We start from the raw sequence: 18,208 nt of genomic DNA on the forward strand, positions 1-18,208 counted from the left end.
GATTATTTTAATACTTCGGTGTTATAAAAGTTCATGTAAGCTTCCTCAAACTCATGCAATGCAACATAGGGCAAAACAGGTTTATCAAGGCCGGATATGTGATCTTCCAGCTCTTTTGGAAGCTCATTGGCCGCTAATATAACGGCATCGGAATTATTCACCGCAACTTTTAACAAATTATTATATGTGGGATCTTTAAGGTCTTTTATACTCTCTTCATCAACACCATCAAAGGCAATCTTCTTCACCAAATCAGCATCCAATGCGCCCTCAAATCCTTCGCCGTAAACGGACATAACTATCTTACTTTCACCAAACAAAGGCTCATCAGCATAAAACTTCTTTAGATATAAAGGCAACAAAGAAGCCATCCATCCGTGCACGTGAATAATATCTGGGGACCAGTTTAACTTCTTAACCGTTTCCACCACTCCTTTCGCAAAGAAAATAGCCCTTTCGTCATTATCCGGGAAGGCATTTCCATCCTCATCCGTAAAGGTGGCTTTTCTTTTAAAGTACTCATCATTATCTATGAAATAGACCTGAATCCTTTCTCTTGGTATAGAAGCAACTTTTATGATCAGTGGCATATCCATGTCATTGATCACCAAGTTCATCCCCGACAATCTAATTACCTCATGTAGTTGATGTCTTCGCTCATTAATGTTTCCGAACCTGGGCATAAATATCCTTATCTGGCCACCATTACTGTTGACCATCCTAGGTGTTTCATAGGACATTTGGGAAACTTCGTTCTCTGGTAGATAGGGGGCTAATTCAGAAGATACAAACAATATCTTTTTACCATTCATACAATCAATATTTTATTTCTAGTGCAAACGCAGCTGCAAAATTACAAAAATTATGCAGATTAGCAGTATTTATAGTAAGTTTGCTGACTTTTAAGTAAATCGCATGCAGTTAATTAACACCAAAAAGGAACTTAAATCACTTTTAAATTCTTTGGATGACACCAAATCTATTGGCCTTGTTCCTACCATGGGCGCCCTGCATTTAGGGCATCTCTCCCTAATTGAGCAAGCGAACAGAGAGAATGATCATACCGTAGTAAGCATTTTTGTAAACCCCACCCAATTTAACAATCAGGAAGATCTGGCAAAATACCCCAATACCTTGGAAGCCGACCTTTCCCTATTAAAATCAGTATCGGACACCCTAATTGTCTTTTCCCCCAATGCAGAGGAAATCTATTCGGGGAATATTAGCTCCCAAACATATGATTTTAACGGCTTGGATAAGGTTATGGAAGGGGCGTTTAGGCAAGGGCATTTTGATGGTGTGGGCACCATTGTGGAAAAACTTTTCACACTTATTAATCCGACAAGGGCTTATTTTGGCGAAAAAGATTTTCAACAGCTTCAAATCATCAGAAAGCTCGTTCAACTTAAAAATCTTCCAGTAACCATAGTGGGCTGCCCAATTGTCAGGGAAGCTAACGGACTCGCCATGAGCTCTAGAAATGCAAGGCTTTCCGAAGAATTAAGGGAAGAGGCGGCCTTTATCTATAAAACCCTCCTATCCGCCAAAGAAAATTTTGGCACAAAAAGTGCAGACTTTATTATGGATTGGGTGAAAAATGAATTTAGCACCCAACCCAATTTGGATCTAGAATACATAACCATTGTTGATGAAGCGCATTTACAGCCCATTAAAGAACCAAAAAAGGACACCCCATACCGGGCTTTTATTGCCGTTTATGTAGATGGGGTACGACTTATAGACAATATTGCCCTTTAAATTGGCAGGTTAGCAGCCGCAATAAGGTGGTATTCCAAAACAGCTATAACTAAAAACTAAATTGATTAACTTTGCACCATGCTAATAGAAGTAGTAAAATCTAAAATACACCGGGTAAAAGTTACCGGTGCCGACCTAAATTACATAGGCAGTATTACCATTGACGAAGACTTAATGGACGCCGCCAATATAATTAGGGGAGAAAAGGTACAGATTGTAAACAACAACAATGGTGAGCGACTGGAGACCTATGCCATTCCAGGCACTAGAGGAAGTGGAGAGGTTACCCTAAATGGGGCAGCTGCAAGAAAAGTAGCTGTAGGGGATGTATTAATACTGATCACCTACGCCCAAATGGAATTTGAGCTAGCTAAAAACTTTAATCCTTCCCTGGTATTCCCCAACGAGGAAACCAATCTTTTGACCTAGCCTTGAAACCATCGACTAAGAAAACCTTAAAAACCCTACTCCCTATAGCACTGGGGGTTTTCTTAATCTGGTATTCCTATTTTTCTACCACGGAAGAGGAGCGGAAACAGATACTCTATTATATAAAAAACGCCGACCTTTTTTGGGTGGGCGTTTCTATCTTATTGGGGATTATGACCCATATCTCTAGAGCCATAAGGTGGAACTACCTTTTACAGCCCCTCGGATACCGCCCCAGCGTGGTAAACAATATTTTAATTATTCTCACTGCCTATTTCACCAATTTAGGTATTCCCAGGTCCGGAGAAGTGCTTAGGGCCACCGCCTTAACCACCTACGAAAATGTCCCATTTGAAAAAGGGTTTGGAACCATTGTTACAGAACGGATCATAGACCTGATAATGTTACTACTGGTAATTGGACTCGCGTTTTTTTTACAAACGGATATTATTTGGGCGTTTCTTAAGGACCGGGGCTTAAATGTTGCTTTTTTAACTACCCTCCTACTTTCAGGAATCCTAGGCTTCACCCTTCTTTTCCTTTTTGTTAAGAAATCTAAACACCCCTGGGCAGAAAAAATTAAAAGACTCCTAAGAGGCCTAATAGGGGGCATTCTCAGCATTTTTAAGATGAAACAAAAATGGGCGTTTGTAGCGCATACCATCTTCATCTGGACTGCCTATATTGCCATGTTTTGGGTTATAAAATACACTGTTTTGGAAACCGTAGACCTAACCATAGGTCAGCTTTTGGTAGCCTTTGTCGCAGGGGCCTTTGCTATGTCTGCCACCAATGGCGGCATTGGCATATACCCCATAGCCGTAAGTAGCGCCCTAGCTATTTTTGGAGTGAGCTCTGCTTCCGGAGATGCCTTTGGATGGATCATGTGGATCTCGCAAACTTTAATGATCGTAGTGTTTGGGGCAATATCTTTTCTATTATTGCCGTTATGGAACAGAAATAAATAGTTTCCAAATCCAACTTAACCTATGCTACGCTTTTACACCTTAATGGCGCTCTTCCTATGCTTAGGATCTAACGCTCAAATTACCCAAGAAGTTTTTGAATCCTATAAGTTACAGGATAAACGGACCGTATCTTATTACATACCCGAATCCTACGACAAGCAGCAAAAACATCCTGTCATCTTAACATTGGACGCAGAATACCTCTTTGATCAGGTGGTAGCCAATGCCAAGTTTTATAGTAGATTCCACGGTATGCCAGAAGCTATTGTGGTTGGAGTACACCAATCCATGCCCTACACTCGGGACCTAGATTCCAGCTTTGACCCCCATAACGGACTACCCACCGAAGATGGCAAACGATTTTTTGAGTTTTTGGGAATGGAACTCATCCCCTATCTGGAAAACAACTACAGTATTGCCCCATTTAAAATGTTTGTAGGCTACGATGTAACGGCTAATTTTGGAAACTTCTATCTCTTTAAGGATGTTTCCCTCTTTAATGCCTATGTCTCCATCTCACCTACTTTAGCCCCCGAAATGATTACCAGGGTTCCACAGCGGTTGTCTGTTATGAATAAAAAGATTTTCTATCAGTTGATTTTAGAAGGCGAGAAAAACGAAAAAACACAGGAGGTGCTTGCCCTAGACCAGGCCCTAAAAACACTGGATGCAGATAACCTACACTATTTCTTTGACCAATACCCCAACGCAGACCCTGTATCGGTAGTAACCTATGGCATTGGGAAAGCGTTCGACAATATTTTTGGAATGTTTAAACCCATCAGCCCCAAAGAATACCGTGAGAACATACTCACTTCCAATGAGCCGGTCTTTCAGTATTTGGCAGACAAACAACAATCTATTTCAAATTTATTCGGATTTAAAAAACCCACCAGCCTTAACGACATAATGGCTATTTATGCCGCCACCAGAAAAAAGGAGAATTTTGAATCGCTAAAACCCTTGTCTGATCTTTGCAAAAGAGAATACCCCAACACCATGCTAGGGTTTTATTTTGAAGGGGAATATTTAGAGCAAATGGGAAAGCCAAAAAAAGCACTGAGAACCTTCGAGAAAGCCTTCTCCATGGCAGAAATAGACTTTCTTACCAAGGATATGGCCTTGGAAAAAATACAGGCCTTAAAGGCAGATTTCGGCTATTGATCCTAGTACATTGATAGCCAAAAACAAAAAAGAAAGGCTATTAAAGATTACGGCTCTTCCATGCTTTGGCATAAGGATGAACTTCATTCATAGATCACAAAGGGCAAGCCTTTAAGGCTACGGGGCCATATGCTACTTTCTATAGGTTTCTACCTTCCAACATTGAGTCAACTCTCTTTACGATTGCCCACACGCTTTTTTTGAATCCTTTTACTACCTTAGCGCAAAGTAGAAAATAGGAAAATGGCCAAAACCAAAACAACATTTTTTTGTCAAAATTGCGGCACCCAGTACGCCAAATGGGCTGGACAATGTAGTGCCTGTAAGGAGTGGAACACCCTTGTAGAGGAAATAGTACAGAAAGAGGAAAAGGTAGCCTGGAAAAGTAGCTCCCCTAGCTCCAAGACAATCGCAAAGCCATTAAAGATCAATGAAATAAGCACTGATAAAGAACTTCGACTGGATGCGCACGATAAAGAATTTAATCGGGTGCTAGGTGGAGGTATTGTCCCTGGCTCCCTCATTCTTTTGGGAGGTGAACCCGGAATTGGAAAAAGCACCTTAATACTACAGATTGCCCTTAAACTACCCTATAAAACACTCTATGTTTCTGGTGAAGAAAGTCAGAAACAGATTAAAATGCGTGCAGATAGGATCAATGCTAATAATGAAACCTGTTTTATACTGACCGAGACCAAAACGCAAAACATCTTTAAACAAATCCAGGCGACCGATCCAGATATTGTGGTCATAGACTCCATACAAACCCTACATACAGACTATATTGAATCGGCCGCGGGCAGCATCTCACAAATTAGGGAGTGCACTGCAGAGCTCATAAAATTTGCCAAAGAGACCAACACCCCAGTACTATTAATTGGCCATATTACCAAGGACGGCGCCATTGCCGGACCAAAGATTTTGGAGCATATGGTAGACACCGTACTACAATTTGAAGGAGACAGAAATTACGTTTACCGGATATTACGCTCCCTTAAAAACAGGTTTGGCTCTACAGCAGAATTAGGCATTTATGAAATGCAGGGCAGCGGACTGCGCGAAGTAAACAATCCGTCCGAGATCCTAATTTCTAAGAATGAGGAGGGTTTAAGTGGTACTGCCATTGCCTCTACGGTAGAAGGCATGCGCCCCCTAATGATAGAAATACAAGCCCTGGTAAGCACGGCGGTTTATGGAACCCCACAACGCTCTACCACAGGCTATAATGCCAAACGCCTAAACATGTTATTGGCGGTATTGGAAAAACGAGCCGGCTTTAAATTGGGCGCAAAAGACGTGTTCCTTAATATTACCGGAGGCATCTCTGTAGACGACCCAGCAATAGATTTAGCCGTAATTGCAGCCATCCTTTCCAGCAATGAGGACATCCCCATAGAAAAGGGAGTTTGTTTTGCGGCAGAGGTAGGCTTAGCAGGAGAAATACGACCTGTACAGCGTATAGACCAGCGAATTATGGAAGCCGAGAAATTGGGCTTTACCACCATTTACGTGTCCAAAAACAACAAGATAACACTTAAACAGCCCAAAATACGGGTTGCATTAATTGGAAAGATCGAGGATGTTGCCCAGCAAGTATTCTCCTAATCCCTTGAATTGAACATTCTCGTTAGCACCAGTAGTATTAGGACAACCAATAAGATCAATGCCAATTGCCAAAATCCGATTTTTAAAAAATACATAGCTTTAGGTTTAAGGGGCAGGGTTAGGAATTTGATTGTGAATCGCTTCAATCCCTTGAAGCACCTCATCACTTAAATCAATATGTATACTTTCTATATTTTCTTTCAATTGCTCCAAATTGGTAGCACCAATGATATTACTGGTTACAAAGGGCCTGCTATTTACATATGCTAAGGACATCTGCGCAAGGGACAGGCCATTTTCCATCGCCAATTTATGGTACATCTCTGTGGCTTTAACCGCAGTTTCCCCACTATACCTATTGTAATTGGGGAACAAAGTGATCCTACCGTCTTTTGGCTGCCTCCCTCCCAGGTACTTTCCGCTTAACACGCCAAAGCCCAGCGGTGAATAGGCCAACAGCCCCAAATCTTCCCGATGGGAGATTTCTGCCAATCCTACTTCATACAGTCTATTTAATAAACTATAGGGGTTCTGAATCGTAATCATCCTTGGCAAGTCGTGATGCACCTTACTTTCTTCCAAGTATCGCATGGTTCCCCAAGGCGTTTCATTGGAAATCCCCACCTGCCTAATTTTACCCTCCCTGATCAGGTCGCGCAAGGTTTCCAAAATCTGATGAAAATTATCCTCCCAAAGATCTGTTCCGTCGTATTGGTAACCTCGCTTCCCAAAATAATTGGTAACCCTATCTGGCCAGTGCAATTGGTACAGATCCAAATAATCGGTCTGAAGGCGTTTTAAGCTTCCTTCTACGGCCGCGGTAATAGATTCCCTATTAAACCCGGTAGTCCTAATAAAACTGGTGGCCGGGGACCTACCCACAATCTTGGAGGCAAGTACTATCTTTTCCCTATTGCGATTCTTCTTAAACCAGGTACCAATAATTTTCTCGGTATGGGCATAGCGTTCCGCGGCCGCAGGAATAGGGTACAACTCTGCCGTATCAAAGAAATTGACACCCTGTTCCAAGGCATAATCCATTTGCTCATGGCCCTCCGCCTCGGTATTCTGATTCCCCCAGGTCATGGTTCCTAGACATATTTTACTGACTTCTATATCGGTATGCGGAAGATTCGTATAGTTCATTTTGCTGCTTTAAATCGTTTAGTTTTATTATTTTTTAGAATTAAGGTCGATGGATTTACTCCTCCAATTCCACCAAAATGGGACAGTGATCACTATGCACCGCTTGGGATAAAATCACCGATCTCTTTAGACGTTCTTCCAAGGGATTACTTACCAGGCCGTAATCTAATCTCCAGCCCTTATTATTAGCCCTAGAATTTGCCCTATAGCTCCACCAGGTATAATTATCCGGTTCTTTATTAAAATGCCTGAAACTATCTATAAAACCGCTTTTCATAAATTTATCTAACCATTCCCTTTCCACTGGCAGAAAGCCCGAAACATTTTTATTTCTTACGGGGTCATGGATATCAATAGCCTGATGACAAATGTTATAATCGCCACAGATCACCAAATTGGGTCTGGATTGTTTTAAGTGGTCCACGTAAGCCTGGAAGTCGGCCATATATTGCAACTTATGATCCAATCTAGCAATATTGGTCCCAGATGGCAGATATAGACTCATTACGGAAACATCCTGAAAATCGGCCCTAATATTCCTACCCTCAAAATCCATATAGTCTATCCCAGTACCAAATTCGATGTGATCTGGTTTCCTTTTAGAAAGGATTGCCACCCCACTATAGCCCTTTTTATTGGCACTGTACCAATAGTGGTAGGGGTATCCGGCGGCTTCAAATACCTCAAGATCCAATTGTTCTTCATTGGCTTTTATCTCCTGCAGACAGATAACATCTGGATTTACCGTTTGCACCCACTGCAAAAAACCCTTTCTCAGGGCTGCTCGAATTCCATTTACATTATAAGAAACAATTTTCATCCACTTCTATATTTCTCCACCCTGGCTACTGGTCCTCCCAGCCGAAAGGCGGTAGTTTTTTCGTTCTTTTCAGGGGAAATCCCTGAAAAATTGGGCTAAAAATAGACAATGTTTCCCTAACTGAAAAAGACAACTGGCATAGATTAAGACATGGGTTATGATTATCCCCAAACAAGATACCTAGTAAAGCAATTCCATAAAAATCCTAGAATAATCCTTAGGTTTGCCAATCAAAATACCATTTTATGAAAACCCCTTACGTTTATCTTCTTACGTTATTACTCATCAACTTTACCGTGGCCCAAGACCCTGTTCAAAAAGACAGCATAACGGTATTGGATGAAGTGATCCTCCTGGAGGCTCGTGCATCTGCTGCAGACAATGGAATTGTGCCCACCCAAATAATTGGCGGCAAGGTATTTAAAAATTACAGCCCTATAGAAATGGTGTCGGCTATCAATCAGGTTTCCGGGGTTTACATATTGTCTGGCGCACTAAACACCAATAGGATTACCATAAGGGGAATAGGGGCCAGAACCCTGTACGGAACGGACAAGTTACGCCTCTACTACAACAACATCCCTATTACCAATGGATCTGGCTTTTCTACTATAGAATCCTTCGATTTAGAAAACCTAAGTCATATAGATGTGATTAAAGGACCAAAAGGGACCAATTTTGGAGCTAATTTGGGAGGGGCTATCCTCCTTAACTCCAAACAGCCTGCCGTGGGATCCTCCTATTTTAGGAACAACGTAACCGCAGGCTCCTATGGACTATTAAAGAATAATTTTTTGTTTACGCTGCAAGAAGACAAGGTTTCCCTTAGCCTACATTACGGACATATGGAAAGAGACGGGTACCGGGAAAACAATCGGTTTGAACAAGACGGAGTCCTCTTGGATTTAAATTATCGATTAAATCCTAAAACAAACATCGGGCTTCTGGTAAACCATGTAGACTATACGGCACAAATACCCAGCTCCCTAGGACTAACAGATTTTACGGAAAACCCTAGAAAGGCAGCATTTACATGGAAAGCGGCCCAGGGCTACGAGGCCAATAAGTATAGCCTGATAGGACTCACCCTTAACCATTCCTTTTCGGATAAATTAAAAAACTCCAGCAGCATATTTTACAGCTACTTGGATCACTACGAACCCCGGCCGTTTGGCATATTGGACGAATACACCCATGGATATGGATTTAGAACCAAGTTTACCGGACACTTTGGGCAAAATACAGAAGGAATAGCCTACAGTTTTGGTGCGGAATTATACAAGGATGAATACAACTGGAGGGAATTTGAAAATTTATACAAGGAAAACCAGGGACAAGGAAGCAAAAAGGGGCATTCTTTTGCCAACAACAAGGAGTTTAGACGACAGTTCAATGCCTTTGGAAGCCTTTTATTTCCCATTACCGATGTATTTACAGCACAATTGGGCATCGGCCTTAACAAGACCCATTATGATTTTAGGGATTTGTTTAACGAGGGCGACGCCAATTTGAGTGCTAAAAGGGATTTTAAACCCATCTTCTTGCCCAGCCTTAATTTAGCGTACACCGTTCTAGACCAAAATACCATTTATGCCAATATAAGCAGGGGATTTTCCAACCCTAGCCTAGAAGAGACCTTAACCCCAGAGGGAGTAATTAATCCGGACATCGCACAGGAAACAGGAATCAATTATGAGATTGGCTCCAAATGGAATCTCCTAGACCAAAAACTGGGAATTCAGTTGGCGCTCTACAGAATGGATGTTAATAATCTATTGGTTGCGCAGCGCGTTGGGGAAGATCAGTATATTGGTAAAAATGCAGGGAAAACAAAACACCAGGGATTGGAGCTGGAAATGGAATACCGCTGGAATCTTGGCACCAATTTAGAACTATCCCCCTTTATCAGTTACACTTACAGCAAACACCAATTTGTATCCTTTATAGATGAAGGGAATGATTATTCTGGGAACCCCCTGACCGGAGTGCCGGCACACCGTTTAAATTCTGGTCTACAGGCTAGGGTATGGCAGCAGTTTTATTGGAATACTACCCACCAATACGTAGGGGAAATTCCCCTCACGGACGCGAACACCCTTTATAGTGATTCCTTCCAAATAATTAACAGTAAGCTAGGGCTTGGAAAACATTTATCCAAGAAGCTTTATATGGATGTATCCCTTGGCTTAAACAATATTCTGAACACCCACTACGCTAGGTCCGTACTTATTAACACCCAAGGTTTTGGTGGCTCCGAGCCGCGCTACTATTACCCTGGGGATGGCAGAAATTTCTATGGGAGTCTGCAGTTGAGATATTCCCTTTAGGCTATTTAATCCCCCGGTGCTTTTAGGCGAAACTACGAATACCCTTATATAGCGGTACAAGTCTCACCTAGCCGCGCAAGGAAAAAAACAACCCCCATTAGAATTTATTTTCCAATGGGGGTTTATGGTACTTATGATAGAGAATGCAACCTACATGCTACTCTATTCTTTTAAGCCAAGTTTTCATATCCACCTCATCATGGATAATCTTTTTAACATCGGCAATAGCTACTCGTTGTTGCTCCATGGTATCCCTATGACGGATAGTGACTGTTTGGTCTTCCAAGGACTGATGATCTACGGTTATACAGAAAGGAGTACCATTGGCGTCTTGCCTTCTATAGCGACGGCCCACTGCATCCTTATCATCATAAACTACATTAAAGTCCCATTTAAGATCCTCTACAATCTCCATAGCCAACTCTGGAAGGCCGTCTTTTCTCACCAATGGGAATACTGCCGCCTTGTTAGGAGCCAATACCGCTGGTAACCTAAGGACTGTCCTAGTAGTACCGTTTTCCAATTCTTCCTCTTGTAGGGAGTTGGCAAAGACAGCTAAAAACATCCTGTCTACACCAATGGAAGTTTCCAATACATAGGGTACATAACTCTCATTGAGCTCTGGATCAAAGTACTGTAATTTTTTCCCTGAGAATTTCTCGTGGTTGGCCAAGTCAAAATCGGTACGGGAGTGAATCCCCTCCAATTCTTTAAATCCAAACGGAAACTTAAATTGTATATCGGTAGCGGCGTCTGCATAATGCGACAATTGCTCATGGTCATGGAATCTATAATTGTCCTGGCCCATCCCTAGAGACAAATGCCATTTCATTCTTTTCTCTTTCCAAGTCTCATACCAATCCAACTGTGTACCTGGTTTGATAAAGAACTGCAATTCCATCTGTTCAAATTCGCGCTGACGGAAAATAAACTGTCTCGCTACAATTTCATTTCTAAACGCCTTCCCTATTTGGGCGATCCCAAAAGGAATTTTCATGCGCGCGGTTTTCTGTACATTTAAAAAGTTGACAAAGATCCCCTGCGCAGTTTCGGGCCTAAGGTAAAGATCCGTGGCGTTTTCTGCGGAGGCACCCAATTTGGTCGCGAACATTAGGTTAAATTGCTTTACATCTGTCCAGTTTTTAGAACCGGTTAATGGACACGCAATTTCCAACTCTTCAATGAGCTGCTTTACATCTGCCAAATCTTCTTTCTCCAAGGAAGTTCCAAGCCTCTTTAAGATAGTAGCAATCTGCTCTTGATATTTCACTACCCTAGGGTTGGTCTCCATAAACTGAGCCTCGTCAAAATCGTCCCCAAAACGCTTCTTCGCCTTGGCAACTTCTTTTTCGATCTTAGCCTCAATTTTAGCTGCATGTTCTTCTACAAGAACATCGGCTCGGTATCTCTTTTTGGAATCTTTATTATCTATTAAGGGGTCATTAAAGGCATCTACGTGTCCGGAAGCTTTCCAAATCGTTGGGTGCATAAAAATGGCAGAATCAAGGCCCACAATATTATCGTTCATCTGGACCATGGCTTTCCACCAATACTCCTTAATATTCTTTTTTAACTCTGCTCCATTCTGGGCATAGTCATAAACCGCACTAAGCCCATCATAGATTTCACTCGACTGAAATACATATCCGTATTCCTTAGCATGTGAAATAACTTTTCTAAAATCGTCTTCTTTTTTTGCCATGCGACAAAAATAGGACAATCCCCCATAATTGGGTAATTTATTTCAACTGAAATTCCGTGGAAGCCAACAATTTCTCGTCTTCAAAGACATTTAAGGTGTAAGTTCCTTCTTCCAACGATCCTTCTGGCATAGATATGGCATCGCAAACATTAAATTGCTCCCCCATAAAGACTAGCTGAACCCGTTTACTGTAAACATTTCCGTTCACTGAAATTGTATTAGCATTGTCTTCTATAACAGACATATTAGGCCCTAAAAACTGGTAGTAGATTACCCGGTCCTCATCTTTGGTGTTTGGGTTTCCAATAATAGTAACACACCCCCTAAGTCTAGAGATGGTATTGGCCTTGTTGGTCCTTATTGGTTTTCCGCTGCGGAAACGGAATCCGCTACCTTCGGAGTTAATTATTTTAAGGTGGTTCTTCTTCTTTAATTCCTGACTAAGCTCTCTATTCCTTTGTATTAATAGTGCCTCCTTTTCTGCCAGGGAGCTACTCTCCCCCCGTAAATTTTCTACCAATTCCTTGGTCTGTTCATACTTGTTGTCCATCAACATATTGTTGTACCTAAGAAAACTATTCTTAAGCTTAAGACTATCATACCTAGACTGTAGGGCCACGAGCTCCGTTCTGTATCCTTTCAGCTTTTCCAAGGAAAAATTTAATTTCCCTACGGAGTCCATCAATTGCTGTACCCTGTACTTGGAGTCTTGCAATTCTATCTCATTCACCTCGTTAAGGGCAGCTAAGCGATCTACGTCCGTTTTAACCAAAGCAATATCCCGCACCAATAACTCCCGTTCCTGTTGTAGAAAACTGAGGTCCCTTTTAGACTGGGCATAATTAAAATAAAAAGCAATGAGCACCCCTATAATAACAGCCACTAAAACAGCTACCATTATCTTATAGTTTAATTTATTATCTTGAAAATCCATCTATAGCTATGCGTATTTTGTAGTTTAAAGATAATAAGGGCTCATGTTCCACAAGCTTTCAAATATATTAAATGATATCAACTCCGTCTTACTACCCAAGCTATGTTTTGGATGTAACACCCTATTAATCAGAGGAGAAGAACACATTTGTACCGTTTGCAGGAACCAATTGCCACTTACCGAATATACCTTTAACGCAGAAAACCCTGTTGACCGTATATTTTATGGCAGAATTAACATTTCCAAGGCTAGTGCATTTCTTTTTTTCACGGACCAAGGCATCGTAAAAAACTTGATTCACTATCTAAAATATAAGAACCAAGAGCAAATTGGCTATTTTTTAGGTGAATGGTATGGCCTCACCCTTAAAAACAACAATTACCTCAGAGATATAGATTATGTTATCCCGGTTCCCCTACATCCCAAAAAACGCAGAAAACGGGGATATAACCAAGTAAGTTTATTTGCCAAAACGGTGGCTATTCATCTAAACGCACAATATTTGGAAAACGTTTTGATAAAAACTGCCAATACCAGAACACAAACCAACAAAACGAGGCTTTTACGGTGGCATAACAAGCAGGCATTGTATCTATTGACCGATCACAAACTGTTGCGGAACAAAAAAGTTTTGCTACTAGATGATGTAATAACCACTGGAGCTACTATGGAGGCCTGTGCCATTGCCCTATCTGAAGCACCAGGCATTGAAATATATCTTGCATCCATGGCCATTGTGCCTTAATTTTACATTTCTCCAAATTAGTTGTTTCTTTGTGGCACTTTTATTTATCGTATGGTTCAACGCGTTTTAGGGTATATATTTTTGGTTTTAGCGGTTTCTGCTTTTCTACAATGTGCTAGACGGGGCGCACCAAGTGGGGGCCCAAAGGATGTTACCCCTCCAAAATTAATTAAGGCAGAGCCATCAAATATGACCACCAATTTTAAAGGGGATAAAATTCGGCTCTATTTTGACGAATACATCAAGCTAAACGAGTTGGAGAAACAATTGATTATCTCCCCTCCCCTAAAATATACTCCGTTGATAACCCCACAGGGTTCCCCCAGAAAATATGTGGAAATCATCCTCAAGGATACCTTAAAGGAAAACACCACCTATACCTTTAATTTTGGTCAGAGTATTGTTGATAATAACGAAGGAAACCCCAGCAGCTATTTAACCTATGTGTTCTCTACTGGAGACTATATAGATTCTTTAACCGTATCTGGAGTGGTATTGGATGGTTTCAATAAAAAAGCAGACAATTTTATAAGTGTTATGCTGTACGAATTGGACAGCACTTATACGGACTCTACCATCTATAAACGGCCGCCAAATTACATCACCAATACATTGGATAGTACCACCATCTTTCATTTGAAAAATTTAAAAGAAGGAAAGTATGCGCTGTTTGGCCTAAAGGACGAAGCCAAAAACAATGTTTTTGATCAAAAAACCGATAAAATTGCTTTTATAAAGGATACTATTTCTCTACCTACGGACTCAATTTATGTACTAACCCTATTTAAGGAGATTCCAGATTACACCCTATCGGTACCGAATTTTGCTGCAAGCAATAAAATTATTTTCGGATATCAAGGAAAGGGCGAACACATTGAAATAGAGACCCTTTCCAAACTACCGGACAGCATAAAGACCAAGGTCCTTAAAGAGCGCAATAAGGATACCCTTAATTTTTGGATCACCCCCTTTACGGCAGATTCCCTAGTATTTTCCGTAAGCAACTCCCTAGAGAAATTTAGGGATACCTTTACGGTAAAAACAAGGAAGCTTGCAGCAGACACTTTGGTATTACAACCCAACCAACGGGGCTCTTTAGAGTTTGGAAAACCATTTTTTATAGGTGCCAATACCCCACTCGTTAACTTAGACACTACCAAAACTTCTTTGTGGCGAAAAGATTCTACCGCCGTGAAGCATACGGTTACCTTGGATACCCTTGGCAATAAAATTGATTTTAATTTTGAAGTGGAGCCCAATGAAAGCTATACCTTAGACCTCCTCCCAGGCATGACAACCGACTTCTTTGGAAAAGAGAACGACACCTTATCCTATAAATTAACCACTAAAAGTTATGCCGATTTTGGCAATCTAAGGTTAAGCCTGGAGGGTGCTGTTACCTATCCTTTAATTGTGCAATTGACCGATGAGAAGGGAGTGGTAAAAAAGGAGCAATTTGCGGATGAAGCCAGAATATTCCACTTTAATCATATTGCGCCCGCAAAATACCTTATTCGGGTAATTCACGATAGCAATGGCAATCAAAAATGGGATACTGGAAACTACCTTAAGGGCATTCAACCAGAAAAAGTCAGTTATTACCCTTCGGTCTTGGAGGTGCGTGCCAATTGGGAACTGGAGCAAACCTTTACTCTTCTAGAGTAAACTGATCGCGATCTTCCAAAAAAAGGAACCGCTGTCTTTGTTCTTCTATATGTTTTTTACTTAAAGTAGCATATAGGACCGTCTCTACTTCCGAATACGCCAGGGAATTACCCAAAACATCATACACAGCGGAATGGCCCACGTATTGGATCCCGGAGGGATCGGCTCCCACCCTATTAACCCCAATCACATAAGCCATGTTTTCTATGGCCCTTGCCTTTAGGAGGGTATCCCAGGCAGCTATTCTTTTTTCTGGCCAATTGGCCACATAGATAAGCACATCATAGGCCTCCGTATTCCTTGCCCAAACCGGAAACCGAAGATCATAGCAAATGAGGGGGCAAATTCTAAATCCCCTATAGTTTATTAACAACTTTCTGCGGCCAGAGGCATACACCTTATCTTCTCCCGCTAGGGTAAATGTATGACGCTTGTCGTAACTAGCCGTTGTGCCATCTGACTCCACAAACCAGAGTCGGTTGTAATAATTCCCTGTATCACCAAAGACAATACTCCCTACCAAGGCAGCATTATTTTGGGAAGCCATAGCCTTCATCCATGCCAGCGTACGCTGCCCTTCCTCCAAGGGGATATTGGCAGGAGACATCGTAAAACCAGTAGTAAACATCTCTGGGAGTACAATCAGATCTACTTCTTTGGAAAGGGTTTGGATTGTCTTCTCTAAGCTATCCCTATTGGCCTGAGGATTTTCCCACACCAGCGGGCATTGTACCAGGGCGATATGTAATTCTTTCGACATTGCTATCATTTTCTAATCCAAGAAACTTTGTACTATTGGGAAGAAAGTGGGCCTAGGCCTCTAAACATTTTCCAATAGGGCAACTAGATTGGAGAGGCCTTGCATGGCAGCATGGTCCAAGGCGGTTTTACCCCTAACATCGGCTATAGAGGCATCGGCACCAGCCTGCAACAACATTTTGGCAATTGCCTCCCTATTAAAGGTAGCGGCATAAATTAAGCAAGTAGCTCCCATAGCATTCCGCTCATTAATATTGGCCCCATTATTTATTAGGGTCTGTGCAACCTCTGAAAATCCTTTGAAACAAGCCCCCATTAGGGCGGTATTCCCCGAGGCATCCTTGGCGTCTACTTTAGCACCCTTATCCAACAGTAAATTCACTATTTCGGCTTCCTCATAATAAGCGGCTAAGATTAGAGGGGTAGCCCCCCGTTGGTCTATACTGTCTACCAATTGAGGATGCACGTTTAGCATTTTGCCTACTGCTTCTAAATTGCCATTTCTAATTTCGTTAAAAAAAACTTCGTTCATGGGCATATCACGTTGACGAATAGTATAACAAAAACCGCCACATCAAAAATTGCCGTGACGGTTCCGTTTTAATTAATTCATTTATTAATAATTGGCAAGCTCACTAATGCCCAGTGCTTTTCTTACACCCTTCCCGTAATTGGGATCGGCCTTATCGAAATGCGCCAACTGCCTTTCCACTATCTCCATGGATACGCCTTGCATAGCTGCTGCAATATTATTGAATAAACGTTGTTGTTGCTCCTCATTGAACAGTCTAAACAAGTCCCCAGGTTGTTTATACTCCCCATAGGTATCGTTTTCTTCGTAACGCCTAATATCCCCATTGATGGTCATTGGCGGCTCTTCTACCGTTGGATCCTCTACGGCCCCTCCCTTGCTATTTGGCTCGTAATAGGCATCGGGATTCCCAAAGTCATTGGTGAAAAAACGCATAGCCCCATCTTTGTGATAATGGTTCACCTCGGACTTGGCCTCATTAGCTGGTAAGGCCTCGTAATGAGTGCCCAAGCGATATCTATGGGCATCGGCATAAGAGAATATACGCGCTTGCAGTACTTTATCCGGTGAAAAACCAATCCCTGGGACTATATTGGATGGAGAATAGGCAGCATTTTCTACATATTGAAAATAATTATCAGGGTTTTTATTCAATTCCATGATACCCACCTCTATCAAGGGGTAGTCTGCATGCGGCCATACCTTGGTGAGGTCAAAGGGATTATAGGGTGTTTTTTCGGCTTCGGCCTCAGGCATTATTTGCACCATAAGTTTCCACTTAGGATACTCCCCTCGCTCAATAGCCCCGTAAAGCTCTTCTTGGTATTTCTCCCTAGTTTGCCCAATTACCTCCGCAGCTTCCTCATTGGTATAGTGCCGATGTCCTTGTTGTGTCTTAAAGTGGAATTTTACCCAATAGCGCTCTCCCTCATTATTCCAAAAAGAAAAGGTATGGGACCCATAGCCGTTCATGAACATAGGTGCGGTGGGTATCCCCCGGTCCGACATCAATATGGTTACCTGATGAAGACTTTCTGGGGACAGGGACCAATAGTCCCACATAGCTTCGTTAGATCTTAAATTGGTCTTGGGATGCCTTTTTTGAGTTCGTATAAAATCAGGAAATTTGTAGCCATCGCGTAAAAAGAATACCGGAGTATTGTTTCCAACAAGATCCCAATTTCCTTCCTCGGTATAGAATTTTAAGGAGAACCCCCTTACATCGCGCTCCGTATCCGCAGCTCCCAGTTCCCCGGCAACCGTAGAAAACCTAGCTAACATTTCTGTTTTCTTTCCTACTTCAGAAAATATTTTTGCCCTTGTATATTTAGTAATATCATTGGTTACCGTAAAAGTTCCCATGGCTCCCCATCCTTTTGCATGTACCACCCTCTCAGGAATACGCTCCCTATTTTGGTGTGCTAATTTCTCCAGTAGCTTATAGTCCTGCATTAATACAGGGCCCCGTTCACCGGCCGTTTGCGACCGCTGGTTATTGGAAACGGGTGCGCCCGCCGAAGTTGTTAATCTTTTTTTCATTTTAATCTTATTTTAGTTTGCACGCATACCATGCAATTAATTAGTTGCTAACACTCCTAAATTTACAAAATAAAATGGCTTTTTCCCAGTCTAACTCCCATAATCCCTAAGAGGC

At 41.8% G+C, this 18,208-nt stretch carries 16 protein-coding genes; 8 read left to right on the forward strand and 8 right to left on the reverse strand.

The features are described from left to right. Window positions 1–2: 2 nt before the first annotated feature. The gene (locus tag F1E73_RS03440; RefSeq protein WP_086475780.1) at window positions 3–812 is read right to left on the reverse strand and encodes a glycogen/starch synthase; all 810 of its coding nucleotides are present in this window, start codon (window positions 810–812) and stop codon (window positions 3–5) included. Between the two features lie 103 nt (window positions 813–915). On the opposite strand from F1E73_RS03440, the gene panC reads away from it, so the two are divergent. The 5 genes from panC (at window position 916) to radA (ending at window position 5,924) form a co-directional block, all read left to right on the forward strand. Further along, complete coding sequence (gene panC, locus F1E73_RS03445; protein ID WP_086475779.1) at window positions 916–1,758, forward strand: pantoate--beta-alanine ligase; 843 nt, start codon at window positions 916–918, stop codon at window positions 1,756–1,758. A gap of 78 nt (window positions 1,759–1,836) precedes the next feature. Then, on the forward strand, window positions 1,837–2,187 hold the full coding sequence (gene panD / locus F1E73_RS03450) for an aspartate 1-decarboxylase (protein WP_086475778.1): 351 nt from the start codon (window positions 1,837–1,839) through the stop codon (window positions 2,185–2,187). 2 nt (window positions 2,188–2,189) lie between these two features. Then, entirely contained in the window at window positions 2,190–3,155 is a 966-nt protein-coding gene (locus F1E73_RS03455; protein ID WP_150451100.1) for a lysylphosphatidylglycerol synthase transmembrane domain-containing protein, read from the forward strand. A gap of 21 nt (window positions 3,156–3,176) precedes the next feature. Continuing rightward, window positions 3,177–4,319, forward strand: a complete 1,143-nt coding sequence (locus F1E73_RS03460; protein ID WP_150451101.1) for an alpha/beta hydrolase — start codon at window positions 3,177–3,179, stop codon at window positions 4,317–4,319. A 243-nt stretch (window positions 4,320–4,562) separates the two neighbouring features. Further along, window positions 4,563–5,924, forward strand: a complete 1,362-nt coding sequence (radA, locus tag F1E73_RS03465; protein ID WP_086475775.1) for a DNA repair protein RadA — start codon at window positions 4,563–4,565, stop codon at window positions 5,922–5,924. 105 nt (window positions 5,925–6,029) lie between these two features. On the opposite strand, the gene F1E73_RS03470 is transcribed toward radA, so the two are convergent. Both F1E73_RS03470 and F1E73_RS03475 read right to left on the reverse strand, forming a co-directional pair. After that, on the reverse strand, window positions 6,030–7,070 hold the full coding sequence (locus F1E73_RS03470; RefSeq protein ID WP_150451102.1) for an NADP(H)-dependent aldo-keto reductase: 1,041 nt from the start codon (window positions 7,068–7,070) through the stop codon (window positions 6,030–6,032). Window positions 7,071–7,125: 55 nt separating this feature from the next. After that, on the reverse strand, window positions 7,126–7,890 hold the full coding sequence (locus F1E73_RS03475; protein WP_086475773.1) for an exodeoxyribonuclease III: 765 nt from the start codon (window positions 7,888–7,890) through the stop codon (window positions 7,126–7,128). Between the two features lie 245 nt (window positions 7,891–8,135). On the opposite strand from F1E73_RS03475, the gene F1E73_RS03480 reads away from it, so the two are divergent. Then, window positions 8,136–10,217, forward strand: coding sequence for a TonB-dependent receptor family protein (locus F1E73_RS03480; RefSeq protein WP_086475772.1), 2,082 nt, complete (start codon window positions 8,136–8,138; stop codon window positions 10,215–10,217). 157 nt (window positions 10,218–10,374) lie between these two features. Here the strand turns inward: F1E73_RS03480 and F1E73_RS03485 are convergent, their stop codons facing one another. Then, a complete protein-coding gene (locus tag F1E73_RS03485; RefSeq protein ID WP_086475771.1) occupies window positions 10,375–11,919 on the reverse strand; it encodes a glycine--tRNA ligase in 1,545 nt (514 codons plus the stop codon). Between the two features lie 37 nt (window positions 11,920–11,956). Next, window positions 11,957–12,853 carry a hypothetical protein gene (locus tag F1E73_RS03490; RefSeq protein WP_086475770.1) on the reverse strand — a complete coding sequence of 299 codons (897 nt, stop codon included), beginning with the start codon at window positions 12,851–12,853 and terminating at the stop codon, window positions 11,957–11,959. A 43-nt stretch (window positions 12,854–12,896) separates the two neighbouring features. Here F1E73_RS03490 and F1E73_RS03495 point away from each other — a divergent pair, with 43 nt between their 5' ends. Next, window positions 12,897–13,598 carry a ComF family protein gene (locus tag F1E73_RS03495; RefSeq protein ID WP_140157701.1) on the forward strand — a complete coding sequence of 234 codons (702 nt, stop codon included), beginning with the start codon at window positions 12,897–12,899 and terminating at the stop codon, window positions 13,596–13,598. 51 nt (window positions 13,599–13,649) lie between these two features. Further along, window positions 13,650–15,263 (forward strand): Ig-like domain-containing protein, encoded by a 1,614-nt coding sequence (locus tag F1E73_RS03500; protein ID WP_086475769.1) that lies wholly within the window; start codon window positions 13,650–13,652, stop codon window positions 15,261–15,263. Here the strand turns inward: F1E73_RS03500 and F1E73_RS03505 are convergent. From F1E73_RS03505 to F1E73_RS03515, 3 genes are all read right to left on the reverse strand, one after another. Continuing rightward, complete coding sequence (locus tag F1E73_RS03505) at window positions 15,247–16,023, reverse strand: amidohydrolase (RefSeq protein ID WP_150451103.1); 777 nt, start codon at window positions 16,021–16,023, stop codon at window positions 15,247–15,249. The two genes, F1E73_RS03500 and F1E73_RS03505, sit on opposite strands and share 17 nt — an antisense overlap. A gap of 60 nt (window positions 16,024–16,083) precedes the next feature. Next, on the reverse strand, window positions 16,084–16,554 hold the full coding sequence (locus F1E73_RS03510; protein ID WP_150451104.1) for an ankyrin repeat domain-containing protein: 471 nt from the start codon (window positions 16,552–16,554) through the stop codon (window positions 16,084–16,086). Window positions 16,555–16,638: 84 nt separating this feature from the next. Continuing rightward, window positions 16,639–18,093: a catalase gene (locus F1E73_RS03515; protein WP_086475767.1), complete on the reverse strand. Its 1,455-nt coding sequence runs from the start codon at window positions 18,091–18,093 to the stop codon at window positions 16,639–16,641. Between the last annotated feature and the right edge of the window lie 115 nt (window positions 18,094–18,208).

Source organism: Arenibacter lacus (assembly GCF_008711145.1).
Classification (GTDB): domain Bacteria; phylum Bacteroidota; class Bacteroidia; order Flavobacteriales; family Flavobacteriaceae; genus Arenibacter; species Arenibacter amylolyticus.

Bases quoted from the DNA above. Each gene is read 5' to 3' on its own strand.
- F1E73_RS03440 (WP_086475780.1), bottom strand. From the start codon at position 812: ATGAATGGTAAAAAGATATTGTTTGTATCTTCTGAATTAGCCCCCTAT.
- panC (WP_086475779.1), top strand. From the start codon at position 916: ATGCAGTTAATTAACACCAAAAAGGAACTTAAATCACTTTTAAATTCT.
- panD (WP_086475778.1), top strand. From the start codon at position 1,837: ATGCTAATAGAAGTAGTAAAATCTAAAATACACCGGGTAAAAGTTACC.
- F1E73_RS03460 (WP_150451101.1), top strand. From the start codon at position 3,177: ATGCTACGCTTTTACACCTTAATGGCGCTCTTCCTATGCTTAGGATCT.
- radA (WP_086475775.1), top strand. From the start codon at position 4,563: ATGGCCAAAACCAAAACAACATTTTTTTGTCAAAATTGCGGCACCCAG.
- F1E73_RS03470 (WP_150451102.1), bottom strand. From the start codon at position 7,070: ATGAACTATACGAATCTTCCGCATACCGATATAGAAGTCAGTAAAATA.
- F1E73_RS03475 (WP_086475773.1), bottom strand. From the start codon at position 7,890: ATGAAAATTGTTTCTTATAATGTAAATGGAATTCGAGCAGCCCTGAGA.
- F1E73_RS03480 (WP_086475772.1), top strand. From the start codon at position 8,136: ATGAAAACCCCTTACGTTTATCTTCTTACGTTATTACTCATCAACTTT.
- F1E73_RS03485 (WP_086475771.1), bottom strand. From the start codon at position 11,919: ATGGCAAAAAAAGAAGACGATTTTAGAAAAGTTATTTCACATGCTAAG.
- F1E73_RS03490 (WP_086475770.1), bottom strand. From the start codon at position 12,853: ATGGATTTTCAAGATAATAAATTAAACTATAAGATAATGGTAGCTGTT.
- F1E73_RS03495 (WP_140157701.1), top strand. From the start codon at position 12,897: ATGTTCCACAAGCTTTCAAATATATTAAATGATATCAACTCCGTCTTA.
- F1E73_RS03500 (WP_086475769.1), top strand. From the start codon at position 13,650: ATGGTTCAACGCGTTTTAGGGTATATATTTTTGGTTTTAGCGGTTTCT.
- F1E73_RS03505 (WP_150451103.1), bottom strand. From the start codon at position 16,023: ATGTCGAAAGAATTACATATCGCCCTGGTACAATGCCCGCTGGTGTGG.
- F1E73_RS03510 (WP_150451104.1), bottom strand. From the start codon at position 16,554: ATGAACGAAGTTTTTTTTAACGAAATTAGAAATGGCAATTTAGAAGCA.
- F1E73_RS03515 (WP_086475767.1), bottom strand. From the start codon at position 18,093: ATGAAAAAAAGATTAACAACTTCGGCGGGCGCACCCGTTTCCAATAAC.